The organism is Blastocatellia bacterium (genome assembly GCA_025055075.1).
In the GTDB taxonomy this organism is placed as follows: domain Bacteria; phylum Acidobacteriota; class Blastocatellia; order HR10; family HR10; genus HR10.
Genome location: JANWYV010000050.1, coordinates 1 through 17,892 on the forward strand (window position 1 = coordinate 1; position 17,892 = coordinate 17,892).

Annotated in this window: 18 protein-coding genes and 1 tRNA gene; 11 read left to right on the forward strand and 8 right to left on the reverse strand. The window is 59.8% G+C overall.

The annotated features are described in order from the left end of the window. The coding region (locus NZ746_11385; protein MCS6817957.1) for a hypothetical protein at positions 1 to 664 on the forward strand (664 nt) is incomplete at its 5' end. Then, the gene (locus NZ746_11390) at positions 661 to 1,341 is read left to right on the forward strand and encodes a LemA family protein (GenBank protein MCS6817958.1); all 681 of its coding nucleotides are present in this window, start codon (positions 661 to 663) and stop codon (positions 1,339 to 1,341) included. The genes NZ746_11385 and NZ746_11390, both read left to right, overlap by 4 nt. Positions 1,342 to 1,355: 14 nt before the next feature. On the opposite strand, the gene NZ746_11395 is transcribed toward NZ746_11390, so the two are convergent. Further along, positions 1,356 to 1,883 carry a RecX family transcriptional regulator gene (locus tag NZ746_11395; GenBank protein MCS6817959.1) on the reverse strand — a complete coding sequence of 176 codons (528 nt, stop codon included), beginning with the start codon at positions 1,881 to 1,883 and terminating at the stop codon, positions 1,356 to 1,358. A 279-nt stretch (positions 1,884 to 2,162) separates the two neighbouring features. On the opposite strand from NZ746_11395, the gene NZ746_11400 reads away from it, so the two are divergent. Continuing rightward, positions 2,163 to 2,360: a hypothetical protein gene (locus tag NZ746_11400; protein MCS6817960.1), complete on the forward strand. Its 198-nt coding sequence runs from the start codon at positions 2,163 to 2,165 to the stop codon at positions 2,358 to 2,360. 106 nt (positions 2,361 to 2,466) lie between these two features. Next, the gene (locus NZ746_11405; protein MCS6817961.1) at positions 2,467 to 2,886 is read left to right on the forward strand and encodes a response regulator; all 420 of its coding nucleotides are present in this window, start codon (positions 2,467 to 2,469) and stop codon (positions 2,884 to 2,886) included. Between the two features lie 150 nt (positions 2,887 to 3,036). Here the strand turns inward: NZ746_11405 and NZ746_11410 are convergent, their stop codons facing one another. From NZ746_11410 to NZ746_11420, 3 genes are all read right to left on the reverse strand, one after another. After that, positions 3,037 to 3,276 (reverse strand): helix-turn-helix domain-containing protein, encoded by a 240-nt coding sequence (locus tag NZ746_11410; GenBank protein ID MCS6817962.1) that lies wholly within the window; start codon positions 3,274 to 3,276, stop codon positions 3,037 to 3,039. A 266-nt stretch (positions 3,277 to 3,542) separates the two neighbouring features. After that, on the reverse strand, positions 3,543 to 5,426 hold the full coding sequence (locus tag NZ746_11415) for a transketolase (protein ID MCS6817963.1): 1,884 nt from the start codon (positions 5,424 to 5,426) through the stop codon (positions 3,543 to 3,545). Next, entirely contained in the window at positions 5,423 to 7,120 is a 1,698-nt protein-coding gene (locus tag NZ746_11420) for a DUF885 domain-containing protein (GenBank protein MCS6817964.1), read from the reverse strand. The genes NZ746_11415 and NZ746_11420 overlap by 4 nt, the downstream gene beginning before the upstream one ends. 132 nt (positions 7,121 to 7,252) lie before the next feature. Here NZ746_11420 and gap point away from each other — a divergent pair, with 132 nt between their 5' ends. The 6 genes from gap to NZ746_11450 all read left to right on the forward strand — a co-directional run bounded on the left by gap (position 7,253) and on the right by NZ746_11450 (position 11,826). Then, the gene (gap, locus tag NZ746_11425; GenBank protein ID MCS6817965.1) at positions 7,253 to 8,260 is read left to right on the forward strand and encodes a type I glyceraldehyde-3-phosphate dehydrogenase; all 1,008 of its coding nucleotides are present in this window, start codon (positions 7,253 to 7,255) and stop codon (positions 8,258 to 8,260) included. A 6-nt stretch (positions 8,261 to 8,266) separates the two neighbouring features. After that, positions 8,267 to 9,454, forward strand: a complete 1,188-nt coding sequence (locus tag NZ746_11430) for a phosphoglycerate kinase (protein MCS6817966.1) — start codon at positions 8,267 to 8,269, stop codon at positions 9,452 to 9,454. A 27-nt stretch (positions 9,455 to 9,481) separates the two neighbouring features. Then, positions 9,482 to 10,237 carry a triose-phosphate isomerase gene (gene tpiA, locus NZ746_11435; GenBank protein ID MCS6817967.1) on the forward strand — a complete coding sequence of 252 codons (756 nt, stop codon included), beginning with the start codon at positions 9,482 to 9,484 and terminating at the stop codon, positions 10,235 to 10,237. Positions 10,238 to 10,249: 12 nt separating this feature from the next. Next, a complete protein-coding gene (gene secG / locus NZ746_11440; protein MCS6817968.1) occupies positions 10,250 to 10,567 on the forward strand; it encodes a preprotein translocase subunit SecG in 318 nt (105 codons plus the stop codon). A gap of 69 nt (positions 10,568 to 10,636) precedes the next feature. Next, a tRNA-Leu gene (locus NZ746_11445) sits at positions 10,637 to 10,721 on the forward strand. Positions 10,722 to 11,304: 583 nt separating this feature from the next. Further along, the gene (locus NZ746_11450) at positions 11,305 to 11,826 is read left to right on the forward strand and encodes a tetratricopeptide repeat protein (protein ID MCS6817969.1); all 522 of its coding nucleotides are present in this window, start codon (positions 11,305 to 11,307) and stop codon (positions 11,824 to 11,826) included. An 86-nt stretch (positions 11,827 to 11,912) separates the two neighbouring features. On the opposite strand, the gene NZ746_11455 is transcribed toward NZ746_11450, so the two are convergent. Then, positions 11,913 to 12,266: an RNA chaperone Hfq gene (locus tag NZ746_11455; protein MCS6817970.1), complete on the reverse strand. Its 354-nt coding sequence runs from the start codon at positions 12,264 to 12,266 to the stop codon at positions 11,913 to 11,915. A 211-nt stretch (positions 12,267 to 12,477) separates the two neighbouring features. On the opposite strand from NZ746_11455, the gene NZ746_11460 reads away from it, so the two are divergent. Further along, positions 12,478 to 14,439, forward strand: coding sequence for an arginine--tRNA ligase (locus NZ746_11460; GenBank protein ID MCS6817971.1), 1,962 nt, complete (start codon positions 12,478 to 12,480; stop codon positions 14,437 to 14,439). A 12-nt stretch (positions 14,440 to 14,451) separates the two neighbouring features. Here the strand turns inward: NZ746_11460 and NZ746_11465 are convergent, their stop codons facing one another. From NZ746_11465 to NZ746_11475, 3 genes are read right to left on the reverse strand one after another with little or no spacing between them, the layout of a single operon-like run. Beyond that, entirely contained in the window at positions 14,452 to 15,756 is a 1,305-nt protein-coding gene (locus NZ746_11465; GenBank protein ID MCS6817972.1) for an amino acid permease, read from the reverse strand. Further along, on the reverse strand, positions 15,756 to 17,357 hold the full coding sequence (locus tag NZ746_11470) for an NAD(P)/FAD-dependent oxidoreductase (GenBank protein MCS6817973.1): 1,602 nt from the start codon (positions 17,355 to 17,357) through the stop codon (positions 15,756 to 15,758). The genes NZ746_11465 and NZ746_11470 overlap by 1 nt, the downstream gene beginning before the upstream one ends. Then, on the reverse strand, positions 17,350 to 17,796 hold the full coding sequence (locus tag NZ746_11475; protein MCS6817974.1) for a CoA-binding protein: 447 nt from the start codon (positions 17,794 to 17,796) through the stop codon (positions 17,350 to 17,352). Before NZ746_11475 ends, NZ746_11470 begins: the two co-directional genes overlap by 8 nt. Positions 17,797 to 17,892 lie beyond the last annotated feature (96 nt).

Sequence of the window (17,892 nt, forward strand, 5' to 3'; positions counted from 1 at the left end):
GCTTGTCTCCGTCGTGCTTTATGGATCGGCCGTAACGGGAGACTTCGATCCCGAACGATCGAACTATAATGTCCTCGTCGTCCTGCAGACGATCGCTCCGGAGGATCTTCGAGCCGCCCGTCCGGTGATCGAAGACTGGCAGGCGCGCGGACATCCGTTGCCGTTGTACTTCACGCGAGAGGAGATGGCAGATGCGTCAGATGTCTTCCCAATGGAGTTCCTCGACATGAGCGCGGCTCATCGCGTCCTCTATGGCGAAGATCCCTTCCTGGGTCTCGATGTCCCGACGGTTCACCTTCGCCACCAGCTCGAATACGAATTGCGGGGGAAGCTCATCCGACTGCGGGAGCTCTACATTCCGGCGAGCCATAGCGCCGAGCGGGTGACGGCCCTCATGGCAGATTCGATCGTGAGCTTCGTCGTCCTCTTCCGACATGTTCTCCGACTCTTTGGGATCTCCGAACCACCCCTGAAGCGGCAGGAAGTCGTGCAACGGTTGGGCGAGACGCTCTCGCTCGATGTGACGCCGTTTCAAACAATCCTTGATCTTCGACAGGCGAAGCGGTCGCTTCCACTTGAGGAAGCCGATCGGCTCTTCGCCGCCTATGTGGAGGCCATTCGAACCGTCATTGAGCGAGTTGACCATTTGGAGGTGCGACCATGAGCGAATGGTTAGGACCGGAATCCGGAACGCGCGAGGAATTCCGCCAGGTCTATCTTCGCGAGCAAGAGCAGTTGGCTCGCGCGCGAGCTGAGCGGCGCCGCCGCACCTTCATCGTGGGCGTCATCCTCGGCGCGGTGATCCTCATCTTCGGCGGCTACTCCATCTCGACGTACAACAGCCTGGTTGCAAAACGCGAGGCCGTGCGCAGCCACTGGTCACAAGTGGAAAATCAAATGCAGCGGCGCGCCGATCTGATCCCGAATCTCGTGAACACGGTCCGCGGGATCACGAAGCAAGAGCTAGAGGTCTTCACCCGCATCGCAGAAGCGCGAGCGAGACTCCTGAAGCCCGATGCGACGCCTGAGGAGCGCGTGCAAGCGAATGCGCAGATCGAGACGCTTCTGCCGCAGTTGCGCGTGCAGGTGCTCTCGCTCGCCGAGCAGTATCCTGAGTTGCGCTCGAACGAGACGTTCCAACGGCTCATGGATGAACTGGCGGGGAGTGAGAATCGGATCGCCGTCGCGCGCCGGGATTATATCCAGGCCGTTCAAGAGTACAACATCGCGACATCTCGATTCCCCTCGGTCCTCGTCGCACGGCTTTTTGGTTTCGAGCGAGCCGAAGACTACTTCAAGGCTGCACCAGAAGCGACGCGCGTTCCTCAGGTTCAGTTTTGAGCTGCGGGGGCGTCTTATTCTTCTTCCAATGGGGCCTTCGAGATTTCTCTCAGCACGCGGTGGATGTGTTCGTGCTCGAAGCCGAGTCGCATCAAGTGATCGAAGAGCCGTTTCGCCTCCGCCGTCGTCCTGGGTCTCCCCTTTGTCCGCATCCACTTCTGGACAGCGCGCGCGATCAGAGATTCTTCGTCGGTGTGACGATAGGCTTGCTCCAGGGCCGATTCGATCGCTTCTTCGGGTAAGCGCTTTCGGCGCAACTCCTCGCGAAGTCGCCGTCGGCCCATCGGCCTGAGTTGTAGACGCATGAGGGCGTAATCGCTCGCCAGTTGCCCGTCATTTAAGTAGCCGAGTTCTCGCAGGCGGGCGAGGACTTGCTCGACGAGCTGTTCTTCTTCCGGCGCTTTCTCCAGGAGCTTCGCGCGAAGTTCGGCCGTACTGAGCGCCTTGCGCGAGAGCAGCCGAAAGGCGCGATTCATGAGCTGTTGGTAGCGCGATGCGGTCATGACGTGAGGATTATCTTCGCCCGCTCCTGGCTTCGTCAATGTGACCTCGGGGGAAATCCGAGAAGATCAACGCGAAGGCTCTGCTCCGTCACGAAAGGGACATTTTGGGAATGAAAGCAGGGAAGTAGGTGGGCCGGTCGCGCAATCCCTGGCGAGACGGCGAGTAGCTGACCCGACCTATTAGGTCCTGTCATCCGGCCGCATGACGTGGTAAACTCCAGAACGGTTTTTCAGAGCTGTAAGAACCTGCCGAGGCGCCCGCGCAGATTATCGCGTGGCGGCCTCGCGCGGCAAGAGATCGCCGGGGGGGAGGGGGCTATGGTCGGGGGCGATCTCCAAACGATGGAGAGTGAGAGCGAGCGATGGGCCCGGTGGGATCAAGTACATGAAGAGATCCTACAGCTCGCTCGTCGGCTCATGGAAGCGCGCGATGATTCGGTGGAGACCCATTCTCTGATCTCCCGTTTAGAGCAGCTCCTTGAAGAAGTCGAACAATTGCGGCGGTATTCGGCTTAGCCGGTACGATCCTCCATTCGAAGCGGGCTCATCGGAAGCTTCTATTCGACATGGCGCTACCCCGTGAGGTGGCGTCCGTGCTGTTGTGTGAGAGGAGGACGTCGCCATGGCGAAGATCTTACTCGTAGATGATGAGCCCAGCATTCGCCTTTTTTATTCCGCCGTCTTAGCCGATGAAGGCTATGAGGTCGCCGAAGCTCCGTCGGGAGCCGAGGCTTTGCGACTTTTGAACGCCGAGCCGTTCGATCTCGTCGTTCTCGATATCCGATTGGGGTCTCAGAGCGGGCTTGAGCTGCTTCAACAAATCGCGAGCCATCCGGCGCGCGTCCCCGTCATCATCCTCACGGCCTATGCGTCTTTTCAGGACGACTACACCACGTGGTTGGCCGAGAGCTACGTCCTCAAATCGAGCGATCCGACGGATTTTCTCACAGAGGTTCATCGCGTGCTCGATCGCCGGCTGGGGGGATCGTTGAACATCTCGTTCCCATTGGGAAGCACCCTTCCTAACACCTCGCCTCCGTAATGCCGTTCGGCATCGAGCTGTCCCGTGCCTTTTCTTCGAGGCCGACGTGAGCCGTTCCGGCTATGGGCTGTGAGAGCAGCAAGGGATACGAAAAAGACAGCATCTTCACCTCAGAGAGGGATCCTCCGCTCGCCGTTGCGTCTCGTGGCGTCAAGCCGCGAGTTTGATCGTCCAGCTCATGCCGCGCTTCTCGACCACCACTCCGAGCGCACGTCCAAGCCTCTCTAGGACGCTCCATGAGGGCGGCGACTTGTGGAGCCCGCGTTCGATTCGACTAAGGTATTCGACGGAGATCTCTACCCGCTCGCTCAAAGCCTCTTGCGTGAGTCGGCGCGCTTGACGCAACTCGCGCAAGGCGCGGCCGAACTCCTTGGCGAGATCTCGCCTCATGGCCCCCTCCCGAACTTTCAGTGTATCTTCGCCGAGCGGTCTTTTCAAATCACGCGTTCGCTTCGTGACGAAAGAATTCAGCGTTTCCCTCCATTGCAGGAGAGTAGGGGAGGACCTGGTTCGAGAGACGTCGCTTGCGCTGTCTTCGTCAAGGAGCTAGCCCGCGCGGAAGGGCCCCGAAAGAGGGCGTCGTTCCGGCGCTCTTTATGCCGGAAGAGGCATCGCGAAGGTGTTTCCCGTCTTGACGTCTCGCTACTGGCGTTCAATCATCCCACTAACTCACGTACGCGTTGCACGATCCGACGGGCGCTGATGCCATAATGATCGAGCAGCTCTTCGGGTTTACCCGAGCGCGGCAGATCGTTCACGGCGAGCTTCACGACCCGAAGGCCTTCTTCAGCAGCAACTGCGGCGATGGCATCGCCCAGCCCCCCTTCCGGATAATGATCCTCCACGGTGAGAATGATTCCGCCAGTCTCGCGAGCCATCCGACATATGGTCTCACGATCCATGGGCTTGACCGAGAAGAGATCGATCACGCGGACGAAGACCCCTTGGTTCTTCAGCTCTTCGTGAGCCCGCAGGGCCTCATGGAGCGTGATGCCGGCGGCTACGATCGTGAGCCGGTCTCGTGCGTCTCGCCGTAAGACCTTGCACTGGCCAATGGCGAATGATTCTTCGTTCGGGTAGAGGACGGGCGTTTTCGGTCGCGTCGTGCGAATATAGACGATACCTCGGTAGGCAGCGGCCAGCTCGACGGCTCTCTCGGTCGAAATCGCGTCCGAGGGATAGAGAACGACGGATCCCGGAATTGCGCGCATCATGGCCAAATCTTCAAGTCCCATCTGCGAGGGGCCATCTTCGCCAATGGAGACGCCGGCGTGGGAGCCGCAGAGTTTGATGTTCGCACGCGAGATGCCAGCCATGCGGATGTGATCGAAGGCCCGCGTGAGGAAGCAGGCGAACGTGGAGGCGAAGGGAATGTAACCGCGCGCCGCAAGTCCGATCGCCGCACCCACCATGTTCTGCTCAGCAATGAACTTCTCAAAGAAGCGGTGGGGATACGCCTGCTGGAACTTCTCCGAGAACGTGGAATTCTTCGTATCTCCATCTAGGGCAACGATTCGTGGATTCATGCGACCAGCCCGCACGAGCCCCGTTCCGTAGGCTTCGCGCGTCGCGACGTGATCGCCAATGCGATAAGTGGGCGGCGGCCACGATTCGCCAGGAGGGATCGCCTCGGCGACATGGATCCCATCGGGATGAGGCGGAGGAGGCGATAACTCGAACCCAGCGGGAGCCTCGATTCGTTCGATCGGCCACTGTTCCGGAGCGCCAAGGTCTCGCAGAGCCCGCTCTGTCTCCTCACCCCGCTTGAGGGGTTTTCCATGCCATCCCTCTTTGTCTTCGAGGAAGGAGACGCCTTTCCCTTTTATCGTCTTGGCGATGATGGCGACGGGGCGTTCCTCGCTCTGGCGTGCTTCGTCCAATGCTCGGGTGATCGCTTCCACGTCGTGCCCATCTACGACGAGCGTGTGCCATCCGAAGGCTCGAAAGCGCCGTTCATACGCCTCCAGATCATGGCCGTACATGGTCGCTTGACTTTGACCGAGACGGTTCACATCCACGAGGGCAATGAGATTGTTCAGCCGATAGTAAGCCGCCAGCGCAATGGCTTCCCAAACGGCTCCTTCCGCCGTCTCCCCATCACCGAGCAGGACGTAGACACGATAGTCGAGTCGGTCCAGGTACTTTCCCGCTAAGGCCATGCCTACGCCGATGGAAAGACCTTGACCAAGCGATCCCGTTGCGACTTCCGCCCACGGGAAGCGCGGCGTAGGATGACCTTCCAGCTCGCTCTCCACGTGCCGGAGAGTCGCGAGCTTCTCGGCCGGAATCGCTCCAGCTTCGGCCCAAGCGGCGTAAAGCAGCGGCGCCGCATGACCTTTCGAGAGGATGAACCGATCGTTTGTCGGATTATGAATATTGCGGACATCATAGCGAAGAGCATGGAAGAAGACGGCGGCCACAAGGTCAGCGGCCGAAAGACAAGAGGTGGGATGTCCCGATCCCGCCTCCGTCGTCATGCGGACACAATTGCGTCGCAATCGTTGCGCCAGTTCTCGCAAGTCAGTGATCTTCGCTCTCATAGTCCTCCTCGCATCCCGTTCAGGATCATGGTCTCCAGCGCGCTCACTGGAGGTTCCCCATATCCGAGCAAACGATCGTGGAATTCCCTGAGCGAGAACGCGTCTCCTCGCGCGTGACGATAGACTTCGCGCAAAGCACGAATCTGCCACTTCCCCCATGAGTAGACGAGCACGAGCGGATCGCGCGTGTATCGCCACACTTCGCGACGCGCGTTCTCCGGCTCTTGGTAGCATTCTTGCACAAGGAACTGGATGGCTTGCGAGAGCGAGAGCTGCCCCATATGCATCAGCGTGGCGGTAATCAATCGGCCGATGCGCCAGAGCGCTTCATGGAGTTGGAAGAGCCGGAGGCGTGGATCCTCTCGCCCGAACCCTTCATCCAGCATCATCTCTTCGCAGTAGTGCGCCCATCCCTCGACGAATGTCCCAGCCGCGAATACCTTTCGCACCAGTGACGGGCATCGCCTCACATGGAGCGACTGAACGTGATGACCGGGATATGCCTCGTGGATGATCGTCGAGACCTGAGCATAGACATTGTGCGCACGCAGGTAGGCGTCCTGACGATCTGGAGGATGCGTGGCGTCCACCGGCGTGACGTAGAAAAACGTCGGGTGTTGCGCGGTCTCGAAGGGACCCGGCGGATCGAGCGCAGCGAAGATGAGGCTCCGATAAAAGGGGGGCGTCTCAGTGATTTCTAGCCAGTCCCCTTCGGGGATGCTGATCAGTTCCCGCTCCAAGACGAAGCGTTTCGCTTCCTCGCAGCGCCGGCGGTAGGAGGGGATCAAGTCGTCAGCCGTCGGGTGGTCTTCCGAGAGCTGACGGAGGAGATCGGGAAGCGAGCGGTGGGGAGCGATCCGGCGCGCGATCTCCTGCATCTGCTGCTGGGTCGCGCGCAACTCCTGCCATCCCCGCTGCAGGATCTCTTCGATGGGCGTGAACACGTGCTCTTCCGCCGCAAGCAAACGAGCGAAGACCTCTCGACCGAGAGCGAACTCTCCTTGAGCGCCATCCAGAAGCTCCTCCGCGAGAAATCTCCGCATCCTCTCACACGCATGAAGGACCTCGGCGTTGGCCTGCTCGAGCGAACGCGCTTTCTCCGGATCACTCACTTCGGCAATGAAGCCGGGGACTGCCGTGGCGAAGAACTCGCACGCGCCGCCGAATTCTTCAAGGGCGATCTCGACGAAGATGCGGGGGATCCCCTGAGCGGGAGCTTCGCGCGCTTCTTCCGCCGTGCGCGCCAGATGTTCCTGCGCCTGTGCCAACAATCGGGGGATGGCGCGCAAGCGTCGCTCAATAGCCTCCAGACGTTGTGGCAGCGGCGTCGTTGGCCTCACCAGGAGACTGTAGATCGACCATGCCGCTAAATCGCTGAAGTAACCGGGATCGCGCGCCCACCAGCGGATCTCCCGCAGATGCACGAGCTGTGCCTCGATCTTCGAGCGCAGGATTTTAAGATCAAGGCGCGCTTCCGCCGGAAGCTCTTCGGGTGCGACCTCGCGATCCATTCGTTCGCGAGAGCTTTCCAGGCGACGAATCTCTTTGGCGATCGCCTCGGCCGATCGGTCCTCCACCTGATCGTCGTATTCGTGTACGCCTAAGGCCGTCGCGTGCGTGGGATTGAAGGCGAAATATCCGCTCAGGAATTCCTCGACCAGATGCTCGAACGCTCTCGTCCCTTGCCTTGGCATAATGCAATAGCGTTTCACGATAGCACGGGAGCGGGCCTTCGGACAAGGCCACCTCTTTCGCGGAGGCCTTTCCATCGTGGGGAGATTTCCCTATAATTGCTCGTTATACTCAACGAGCGGGAGGAAAGCCATATGGCCATACGAGTCGGCATCAATGGGTTCGGTCGCATCGGGCGCAATCTGCTGCGTGCCTCTTTGGGAAATCCGGAGATCGAGTTCGTCGCCGTCAATGACATCACGGACGCGAAGACACTCGCGCATCTGCTCAAGTACGATTCGGTCCTTGGGCCGTTGGAGGCGACGGTTACTTCCACTGAGGACACGATCACAGTGAATGGTCGGACATTTCGGGTCTTCAAGGAAAAGGACCCGGCGAAGATCCCATGGGAATCGGTTGGTGCGGAGATCGTCGTCGAATCCACGGGGTTGTTCACCAATCGCGCAGACGCCGAGAAGCATTTGCGGGGTCCGGTCAAGAAGGTCATTATCACAGCCCCGGCGAAAGAGGAGGACATCACGATCGTCCTTGGTGTGAACGAGAAGGCATACGATCCGGCGCGGCATCACATCATCTCCAACGCTTCGTGCACGACGAACTGCTTGGCGCCAGTCGTCAAGGTGCTACACGAGCGGTTTGGCATTGTGCACGGCTACATGACGACGGTTCACGCCTATACGAACGATCAAAAGGTTCTAGACCTGCCGCACAAAGACCTGCGGCGCGCGCGCGCGGCCGCCGTCTCGATGATCCCGACGACGACGGGAGCGGCCAAAGCGATTGGATTGGTGATCCCGGAATTGAAAGGGAAGCTCGACGGGATCGCTATTCGCGTTCCTGTGCCGAATGTCTCGGTCGTGGATCTGGTCGCTGAACTGAAGCGTCCGGTGACGACCGAGGAAGTGCGCGCCGCGCTCAAGGAAGCGGCCGAGGGAGAGTTGCGTGGAATCCTCGCCTACTGCGAGGAGGAGCTGGTCTCCGTGGACTTCCTGCGAAACCCTCACTCTTCGATCGTGGATGCCAGCTTCACGCGCGCTCTGGACGGGAACCTGGTGAAGGTGCTCGCGTGGTACGACAACGAATGGGGCTATAGCTGCCGGGTGCGCGATCTGATCCTCTTCATCGCTCAAAAGGGATGGTGAGGGCGTATGGCTAAGGTCTCGATCCGCGATTTGGAGTTGCAAGGGAAACGGGTCTTCCTGCGGGCAGATTTCAACGTCCCGATCGAAGGGGGGGAGGTCATCGAAGCCTGGCGGATTGAAGCGACGCTCCCCACGATTCGCTATGCATTGGAGCGAGGAGCGCGAGTGATCTTGGCCTCTCACCTTGGACGTCCCAAGGGGAAGCGCGATCCGAAATACTCGCTGCAACCGGTTGCGCGGAAGCTCTCCGAATTGCTCGGCCAAGAGGTCCCGTTGGCGCCCAATTGTGTGGGCGCTGAGGTCAAGGCCTTGGTGGATCAAATGTCGAATGGACAAGCCCTCCTGTTGGAGAACCTGCGCTTCCATCCGGAGGAGGAGAAGAACGATCTCGAATTCGCGCGTCAGCTCGCTCAGCTGGCGGATCTCTATGTGAACGATGCCTTTGGGGCGGCTCACCGAGCCCACGCTTCGATCGAGGGGATCACGCGCTTTGTGCCCGTAGCGGCGGCGGGATTCCTCATGGAGCGAGAGCTGGAGTATCTGGGACGCCTACTCACGCAGCCGGAGCGTCCCTTCGTCGTCGTCCTCGGGGGGGCGAAGGTCTCGGACAAGATCCTAGTCATCGAAAACCTGCTGGCGCGGGCTGATGCCGTGCTCATCGGCGGCGCTATGGCCTATACGTTTCTGCGTGCCCGGGGAGAAGATGTTGGCGCCTCGCGCGTGGAGAGCGATCAACTGGAGTTGGCGCGGAAGCTCATGACGGAGGCCGAAGCGCGACAGATCGCCTTCTTGCTGCCCGTGGATCATGTGGTGCTTGAACGCATGGAGGACCAGACGCAAACGCGCATTGTACGAACCGAGGAGTTTCCCGAGAAAGCCATTGGGATGGATATCGGACCGGAGACCATACGCCTTTTCGCCGCGCGAATCGCCCAAGCGCAAACGGTTTTCTGGAATGGGCCCTTGGGCGTCTTCGAGCAGCCCCCATTTGATCAAGGGACAGTGGAGATCGCACGGGCATTGGCCGAATGTTCGGGAGTGACGATCGTCGGCGGGGGGGATTCTCTGGCGGCGATTCGTCATGCGGGCGTCGCCGAGCGGATCACCCATCTCTCGACAGGGGGCGGCGCGACGTTGGAATTCTTAGCTGGGATCGAGCTTCCGGGAGTGAAGGCCTTGACGGAGAAGACATAGCGGGGCGCCATCGCCCGAGGAGAAGAGATGCGCAAGCCGGTGATCGCCGGAAACTGGAAGATGTACAAGCTCGTCGCGGAAGCCGTCCAGACGGTCGCGGAGTTGAGATCCCTTGTCGCTTCGGTCACCCATTGTGAGGTCGTTGTGGCCCCGCCGTTCACGGCGCTGTGGGCTGTCGCTCAGCAGCTTGAGGGGAGCAACATCCAGATCGCGGCTCAAGATGTCTGCGACGTAAACGGCTTTGGCGCGCGAACGGGCGAAATCAGCGCCCTCATGCTGCGAGATGTCGGATGCCGATATGTGATCATCGGACATTCGGAACGGCGCCAGTTCTACGGGGAGACGGACGAATTGGTGCGGCGCAAAATCAGCGCAGCGCTTGAGGCGGGCTTAAGCCCCATTGTATGCGTGGGCGAGACACTGCAAGAACGAGAGGCGGGCCGTGCCGAAGTCGTCGTGAAGCGACAGGTAGAAGCCGCGTTGAGCGGACTGCGTCCGGAGGAAGTGACTCGTCTCCTCATCGCCTATGAACCGGTGTGGGCGATCGGGACGGGGCACACGGCCTCTCCCGAACAAGCGCAGACGATGCATGCCTACATCCGACAGCGCGTAGTCACCCTGGTTGGAGAACAGGTGGCTGAGGGATTGCGCATTCTCTATGGGGGAAGCGTCCGGCCCGATAATATTCGCGCCCTCATGGCCGAGCCCGATATTGACGGCGCTTTGGTCGGGGGGGCGAGCTTAGATCCTCGGAGTTTTTCGGAGATCGTGTACTTTCTTTGAGGAGAAAATGCCGTGTGGTGGGTAGATGTGCTCATCGCCCTCTATGTCCTTGATTGTCTGTTGCTGATCGCCGCCGTCTTATTGCAACCGGGGAAAGCGGATGCGGCCGCTCTTTTTGGCGGTGGGGGGAGTCAAACGGCCTTTGGCCCACGAGGGGCTCAGCACTTCTTAGGATGGGTTACAATCGTGACGGCGGCGATCTTCATGGGACTGGGACTTATCTTCAGCCTTCCGAACGTCTTCGGCCCAGCATCAGTTGTGCGCGAAGTGAAGGAGCCTCCGCCCGTCGAACGGCCAGCTGAGGCTCCTTCACCGGCCCCACAAAGGTGAACTTTGGCTCTTGAAAATGGGCCGGAGTTGATGTAATGTTCTATTGAACCTTGAACGAAGCGTCGGGGTGCCGAAGTGGTGGAATTGGTAGACACGCACGTTTGAGGGGCGTGTGGGGCAACCCGTGGGGGTTCGAGTCCCCCCTTCGGCACCATGTCTTTTTTCCTCCTCGACGAAAGAAATGGCCTTTTCTACGGGGGCTTCGAGCATGATCTTCCGAACTGTCGGCCGTAAGGTGTGCGAAACGCTGCAGACTCTGGGCGTGCCCCGACCGACCCTGGAACACTTAGTAAATGCGCAAAAGGAGGCGCTTCTGGCCGTGCGCTCTCTTTTGGACGCCGCCATCGAAGACATCGAGAGTTGGTTGAAGCCCGAGTCAGAGAGAGGCGTTGAGAAGGTAGAAATCCAGTAAAACTAGATTCCGGGTGCGTTCGGGCGCGAAATCTACATCGCCGGGTTCATTACGTCTTGACGAAGAGGGGCTTCTTTTGGTAACTTCAAACGTGTTCTAGACTTAATGGTCAAGGTGGAGGGAGCGGGATTCGGTGGCCAAGGCGACTCGGAGAGCGAAAAAGTCCAAATCCACATCCAGGCGAGTCCCCGCTTCGACCCCTGCGGCCTCTCGGAGAAAGGTCACCGGTCGGGGAAAAGCGTCTAAAGGCCGGGCTACGGCTCGAAAGGAATCGTCAACGGCTCGCCATCGAGCTTCTCAAGAGGCCCCTTCGAAGAAGGCTGCGGTGCGAGCCCCACTCACGAGCAGAGAGCGAGTGCTCGCCCCTCCGGCCGTGCGGGCTTTCGAGCAAGCCGTTAAGCTCTTCAATCGCCAGGAGTTTGAGAGGGCACGGGAGGCGTTCCAAACCCTCATTGAACGCTTCCCGACGGAGGCCGAGGTGCTGGCACGGGCTCGCGCCTATCTGGCCATTTGCGAGCAGAAACTCAAGGCGCCTCGCCCAGTGCCGCGCACGGCCGAGGCACTCTATGACCAAGGGATCATTGAGCTGAATCGCGGGCAGATCGCTCCGGCCATCGCCTATTTTGAGAAGGCCCTCAGGCTCGATCCCCGCGCTGATCATGCCGTGTACGCCCTAGCTGCCGCTTACGCCCGAGGCGGTCACGTCGAGAAAGCTCTGGCGACTTTGCGCCAGGCGATCGCCATGCGGGAGACCTATCGGCTCCATGCGCGTCGAGATCCCGACTTCTTCTCCCTCTACGCGAATCCGGAATTCCAAAAACTCGTTGGGATCGAGGTCATTGAGTAAAACGCCTGCTGATGGGCGTTCTCTTTACGACCCCCGTCGAGAACGAATCCTTCGTCCCTGAAGCCTCAGGTCATGACGCTTAGTCGTCATTCCTCCGGAGACGTCTCCGCCTCGGCAGGAGGTAGATCCTTATACAGGTACTTGATCGCGTGCTTGAAGATGAGCAAGTTGGGCTCTCCATTGCGATGCAATTTGATGCAGTTTTTATCGTACCATTCGATCGTGCCCCGAATGACCTCCCCGTCGGTGAGGACGACAACCATCGGAGTCTTGGCCTCCATTTGCTTCCGGTAGTAGTAGTTCTCCGCATGCGTTTGTTCGGGCGGCACGCGCTTCTTCGACTGTGTTTGCACAATCTGCGTGCGCGTCAAGTTGTTCGGATCATAAAGACCCCGGCTGCTGACATCTGTGTATGTCGCTCGCACCGTCTTCTTAGTCACAAACGCACCCTCCAAATGATTTCTTCGTCTCGTTCCCGTTGGGGAGAGCAAGCTAGGCTAATATTACAGGAAAACACGCCGTTTGGCAAGATGCGGATGAAGACGCCTTCTCTCAAACGTACGAGTGGGAAGACGGGCATGAGTCGGACGGTTGACGTTGCGAGCGTGAAGGTGCTATAGATTGAGCGATATTGTCGGCGAGTGGGCGCATATGTTGGAATCGTTACGAGAGCGTTTAGTGGCGCGTCTTCGAGAATGCGTTCGAGAGCGGTTTGACCTCGCGTTAGAGGAGGTTCCGATCGAGATCCCGCCACAGGTCGAATATGGGGATTTGGCCTTTCCCATCGCGTTTCAACTCGCGCGCAAGCTTCGGGAGCGCACTGGGCAGACGTCGAATCCGCGAGCATTGGCGGAGATGATCGCGGCTCATTTGCCGCCGATGGAGGAGATCGCGCGCGTCGAAGTCGCTGGAGCGGGGTACATCAACGTCTTCCTCAACCGGGGGGCTCTCCTAGTAGGACTTCGACAGCCGGAGCCTCCTCGGGAGCCATCTGGGGAGAAGATCATCGTCGAGCACACGAGTATCAACCCCAATAAGGCCGCGCATATCGGGCATTTGCGGAACGCGGTCCTCGGAGATGCCCTGGTTCGGTTGTTGCGCTACAATGGGGCGCGCGTCGAGGTCCATAACTACATCGACAACACCGGGGTTCAAGTGGCCGACGTCGTCGTCGGATTCAAGTACTTGGAGAAGAAAGACCGAGCGGAGATCGAAGCGATCCCCGGGAAATTCGATCACTATTGCTGGGACTTGTACGCGCGAGTAACGGCATGGTATGAAGAGGACCCGACGGCTTTGGAGCTTCGGCGTCGAACGCTCAGTGAGATCGAAGAGGGCGGTAATCCGACGGCTGAGCTCGCCGAATATATCTCCATGCGCGTGCTCAATGCTCAGCTGGACACGGTGGAGCGCTTGGGCATCTATTACGATCTGCTTCCCCGCGAGAGTGAGATCCTTCATCTGAGGTTTTGGGATCGCGCCTTCGAACTGCTCAAAGCCGCTGGATTGATCACCTACGAGACCGAGGGGAAGAATCGAGGATGTTGGGTAATGCGCTTGCCCTCAGAGAGTGAAAGCGAGGCGCAGGGAGAAGAAGGGAAAGTTCTCGTTCGCTCCGACGGGACGGTCGTCTATACGGGGAAGGACATTGCGTATCACCTCTGGAAGCTCGGGCGGCTGGACGTGGACTTCAGCTATCGGCCGTTTCGTCGATACTCAAACGGACACACGACGTGGATCACGACAACCGAGGGAGCGAGCGAAGCGCATCCGGAATTCGGGCACGGATCGGCTTATCTGAGCGTGATCGGATCAGAGCAAACGTATTTGCAGAAGTTCGTGAAGGAAGCCGTCCGCGCTCTGGTCGTGGATCCGCGCGTCGAGCGAAGCGCGCATATCGCCTACGAGAAAGTGGCATTGACGCCTCGGGCTTGTCTGGAGCTTGGGATCGAGTTATCGCCGGAGGAGTTGGAGCGGCAGCAAATCAGCATGTCCGGACGGCGTGGTCTTGGAGTAAAGGCCGACGATCTCATTGAGAAGCTTGAGGAGAAAGCGTTCTCGGAAGTGCGCGCTCGGCATCCTGAGCGCTCCGAGGCTGAAGCTCGACAACTGGCCCATCAAATCGCGGTGGGTGCGTTGCGCTATTTCTTGCTCAAGTATACGCGGACGACGGCCATCGCCTTCGATTTCGCCGAAGCCCTCGCCTTTGAAGGGGAGACCGGTCCTTACATCCAATATGCCGTCGTGCGCGCGCGCAGCATCTTTCGGAAGCTTCGGGAAGCGGGAATAGAGCGGCGTTCGCTAGGGTCGGAGGATCTGGCCGAGATCAATCGTTTCTTGAACGCGCACGACGATCTGTGGACGTTGCTCTATTTCGCTGCGCGGCTCAGAGAATTCGTCCGCCAGGCCTGTGAGAACTATGAGCCGGCGATCCTCGCGAAATACGCTTTTCAACTCGCTCAGCGTTTCAACAACTTCTATCACAGCTATCACATCTTGAGCGAGGACGATCCGCTCAAGCGCGAGATCTACCTCACCATCACTGAGATTGTGTGCGAGCGCTTGACGCGCGCGTTAGACCTTTTGGGCATCGAAGTTCCCGAGCAGATGTGAGCGTGTGGATCCTCACGAAGCGGGGACTTGCGCCCGTCGCCGTTCGCGTTGAGTACGCCAGAGCCAGTTCGCCAGAGCGAGCACAGAGGTCAGAATCAGCACGATCACTTCTCCGCGCCCCATGCGGGTTACCAGGATCAAAGAGAAAGCGAGCGCCAAAACGGCTAGGAATGGCCCATACGGGAGGCGGAATGCTGGCTCTTCGTGCCCTTTCTGCCTCAGGACGATGAGGGCTAGGCACGTCGAAGCGTAGGTGAAGAGGCGCGCGACGGCGGAGAGCATGACGTTCCAGGCGAACGTGCCGGCCAGCGCTAATCCCCATGTCAGGAGCGCGAAGACCACGATCGAGAGGTGCGGCGTGCGAAATCGCGGGTGAACGGCGGCGAAAAAGCCCGGGAAGTCACCGCGTTCGGCCAAGGCGAATGTCAGCCGTGGCGCGTTCAACATCATCGAGCTGAGGTACCCATAGACCGAGATGAGCGCACCCGCGCTGATCATCCCAGCTCCCCATGCTCCCGAGAACGCACGCGCTGCTGTGGCCAGCGGGCGCTCTGTGCGCGCGGCATCCGGTAGGACGCTCACGACGATCACCTGAATAAGTGTGAAGATCGCCGTGACCGTCACCAGCGCGACGAAGAGTGCAAAGGGTGCGTCTCGCCGAGGATTCTTTGCTTCCGCCATCGGCAAGAGTGCGGCCTCGAAGCCTCCATAGGCGTACACGAGCACGAGCACGGCGTGCAACCAGGCTTCGACTGTAGGCGTCGAGGAGCGCACTTCGATGGGCTTCATGAAGGCGAACCCCAAGCCAATGAAGAGCAAAAGCGGAATGAGCTTCAAAACGGCGAAGACATTGCTCACCTGAGCGCCGGTGCGCACGCCGCGATAATTCACGGCCGCGAGCCCACCGATGAGCAGCGTCAACAGGGCCGCGCGCGGGAGGGGATCATCGGCCGATGGCCAGAATTCGGCCAAGTAGATGACGAAGAGATTGGCATTGGCGGCGGCAGCAGTGAGCCGGACTAACCACGTGAGCCAACCGATTTGCACGCCGAAGAACGCCCCGAATGCTTCTCGCGCATATAAGTACGGGCCGCCGGCTGCCGTGAAGCGCGAAGCGACCTCAGCGAAACAAGCCATGATCAATCCCATCCCCGTCGCAGCGAGAAGATAGGCCAGTGGGCTCCAGGCTCCGACCAATCCGGCGACGATCGAAGGGAGACCGAAGATGCCGCTCCCGATGATGGAGTTGATGACGAGCGCCGCGAGGCTCCATCGGCCGATGGCCCGTAGAAGTGGGGCGTCCGAACGTTCGCTCATCACACCCGTCGCTGCCGCCAATCGCGCAGAACCGTTCGCGCCGCGTGGTATCCGGGCAGGCCCATGACCCCGCCTCCCGGATGCGTGCCGGCCCCGCACAAATAGAGTCCCCGAATAGGTGTGCGATAGCGTGCCCATCCAGGCACAGGGCGAAAGGAGAAGAGTTGGTCCGCGCTCATGTCCCCATGAAAGATGTTCCCCCCTGTGAGCCCGAACTCCTCTTCCAGATCCTGCGGCGAGAGCACCTGCCGGTCCAGAACGCGATCCTTAAACCCTGGGGCATATTCCTCGATGAGATCCATCACGCGATCGGCGTACGCATCTTTCAGGGCGCGCCAGTCGCCTTCCCGAAGCCGATAGGGCGCGTATTGGAGAAAGATGCCCATGATGTGCTTCCCCGGCGGCGCGAGCGAATCATCGTACGTCGTGGGGAGGGTGATCTCCAACATCGGGAAGGAGGAGGGATGCCCGTGCTTCGCTTCGTCCCACGCGCGCTCGATGTAATCCATGTCCGGGCAGATATGGATCGTCGTCTTGTGATGCGGCATGAGGTGCGTCCCCGGCTGGGCCTTGAAGCTCGGGAGGCCATCGAGCGCGAGATTGATCTTCATCGCATATCCGCTCGTGCGGATCGCTCTCACCTGGCGCACGAATTCCGGATCCAGCTCGGATTCGCCCACGAGCGTGAGAAATGTCCGTTTGGGATCGGCATTAGAGAGGATGCAGCGAGCGCGAATCTCCTCGCCATCGGCGAGGCAGGCACCCAGGGCGCGCCCGTTGCGCACGATGATGCGCCGCACTTCGGCTTCGGTCCGGATCTCGACTCCCGCCGCGCGAGCTGCCGTTGCGATCGCTTCCGAAAGCGCCCCCATCCCGCCGCGCACGAACCCCCACAATCCGCGATGCCCGTTGACCTTCCCCATGACGTGATGCAGGAGCACATAGGCCGTTCCCGGAGTCCTCGGGCCGCCGGCCGTCCCGATGACCCCGTCCGTTGCCACCGTGACCTTCACCTCCTCGGACTCAAACCATGGTTCGAGAAAGTCGGCAGCACTTTGGGTCAGAAGCTTCAATAAGCTCACCCGTGCCGTCTCTTCCAATCGCAGAAGAGCCCATCCTAACTTCCCGAACTCCCAAAGATCGCGCGCACGCATCCGCACAAGATTCGGTGGGGGATGCCAGAGAATACGCTCCATCCAGCGAGCGAGTTGTTCCAAATACTCCTCGAAACGCGGATAGGCCTCAGCATCGCGGCGAGAGAACTTCGCGATCTCTTCGCACGTCCGCTTTTGGTCCTGCCAGAAGATGAGGAAGCGTCCGTCCGGAAAGGGTGTGAAGAAGGCCGGATCTTTCGCATAGACGTGATACCCATAACGCGGCAGGTCCAGCTCGCGAACGAGACGTTCCGGAAAGAGGCTGCACAGATAGGCGGCTGTTGAGATCCGAAAACCGGGAAAGACTTCTTCCGTCACGCTCGCTCCGCCGACGCGCGGTCGGCGTTCTAGGACGAGCACGCGCAATCCGGCCCGCGCCAGATAAGCCGCGGCTACTAAGCCGTTGTGGCCCGCGCCGACGATCACCACGTCCAAAGGATCAGGCATAGGGGAGGAACGCCGCATCTTCGCGGCACGACATCCTGAGTTTTCGATGCTCCTTCAGCATGCACCGATTCATGACGACCAGCAAACCGGCTTCTCGGGCGCGGCGCGCCGCTTCTTCATTGACGACTCCCTCCTGCATCCACACAGCCCAGGCGTTGATCCGAATTGCTTCCTCTACGATCGGGAGGACGGCTTCCGAACGCCGGAAGATCGTAACCACATCCACGCGCTCGGGCACATCCGAGAGTCGAGCATAGGCGCGTTCACCGAGCACCTTCACTTCGTTCGGATTGACGGGGATGATCCGATATCCCTCCGATTGGAGATACTGGGCGACGCCGTAGCTTGGTCGCGTCGGTTTGGAAGAGAGGCCAACGATTGCGATCGTGCGCGCTTGCTGAAGGATTCGCCGAATGGCCTCCGGATCATTCGCCCGCATATCCCCTCCAGTCGTGTGCCGTATATGAGTAGCATAGAACGAAGCGCCGCGCAAAGCCAAAGAACGAAAATGGCGGAAGAAGGCGGATCGCCGCGC

Coding starts and splice junctions, on each gene's coding strand:
- NZ746_11415 (MCS6817963.1), bottom strand. CDS start 5,426: ATGAGAGCGAAGATCACTGACTTGCGAGAACTGGCGCAACGATTGCGA.
- NZ746_11400 (MCS6817960.1), top strand. CDS start 2,163: ATGGTCGGGGGCGATCTCCAAACGATGGAGAGTGAGAGCGAGCGATGG.
- NZ746_11475 (MCS6817974.1), bottom strand. CDS start 17,796: ATGCGGGCGAATGATCCGGAGGCCATTCGGCGAATCCTTCAGCAAGCG.
- NZ746_11460 (MCS6817971.1), top strand. CDS start 12,478: ATGTTGGAATCGTTACGAGAGCGTTTAGTGGCGCGTCTTCGAGAATGC.
- NZ746_11465 (MCS6817972.1), bottom strand. CDS start 15,756: ATGAGCGAACGTTCGGACGCCCCACTTCTACGGGCCATCGGCCGATGG.
- NZ746_11470 (MCS6817973.1), bottom strand. CDS start 17,357: ATGCCTGATCCTTTGGACGTGGTGATCGTCGGCGCGGGCCACAACGGC.
- NZ746_11420 (MCS6817964.1), bottom strand. CDS start 7,120: ATGCCAAGGCAAGGGACGAGAGCGTTCGAGCATCTGGTCGAGGAATTC.
- tpiA (MCS6817967.1), top strand. CDS start 9,482: ATGCGCAAGCCGGTGATCGCCGGAAACTGGAAGATGTACAAGCTCGTC.
- gap (MCS6817965.1), top strand. CDS start 7,253: ATGGCCATACGAGTCGGCATCAATGGGTTCGGTCGCATCGGGCGCAAT.
- NZ746_11430 (MCS6817966.1), top strand. CDS start 8,267: ATGGCTAAGGTCTCGATCCGCGATTTGGAGTTGCAAGGGAAACGGGTC.
- NZ746_11390 (MCS6817958.1), top strand. CDS start 661: ATGAGCGAATGGTTAGGACCGGAATCCGGAACGCGCGAGGAATTCCGC.
- NZ746_11410 (MCS6817962.1), bottom strand. CDS start 3,276: ATGAGGCGAGATCTCGCCAAGGAGTTCGGCCGCGCCTTGCGCGAGTTG.
- NZ746_11405 (MCS6817961.1), top strand. CDS start 2,467: ATGGCGAAGATCTTACTCGTAGATGATGAGCCCAGCATTCGCCTTTTT.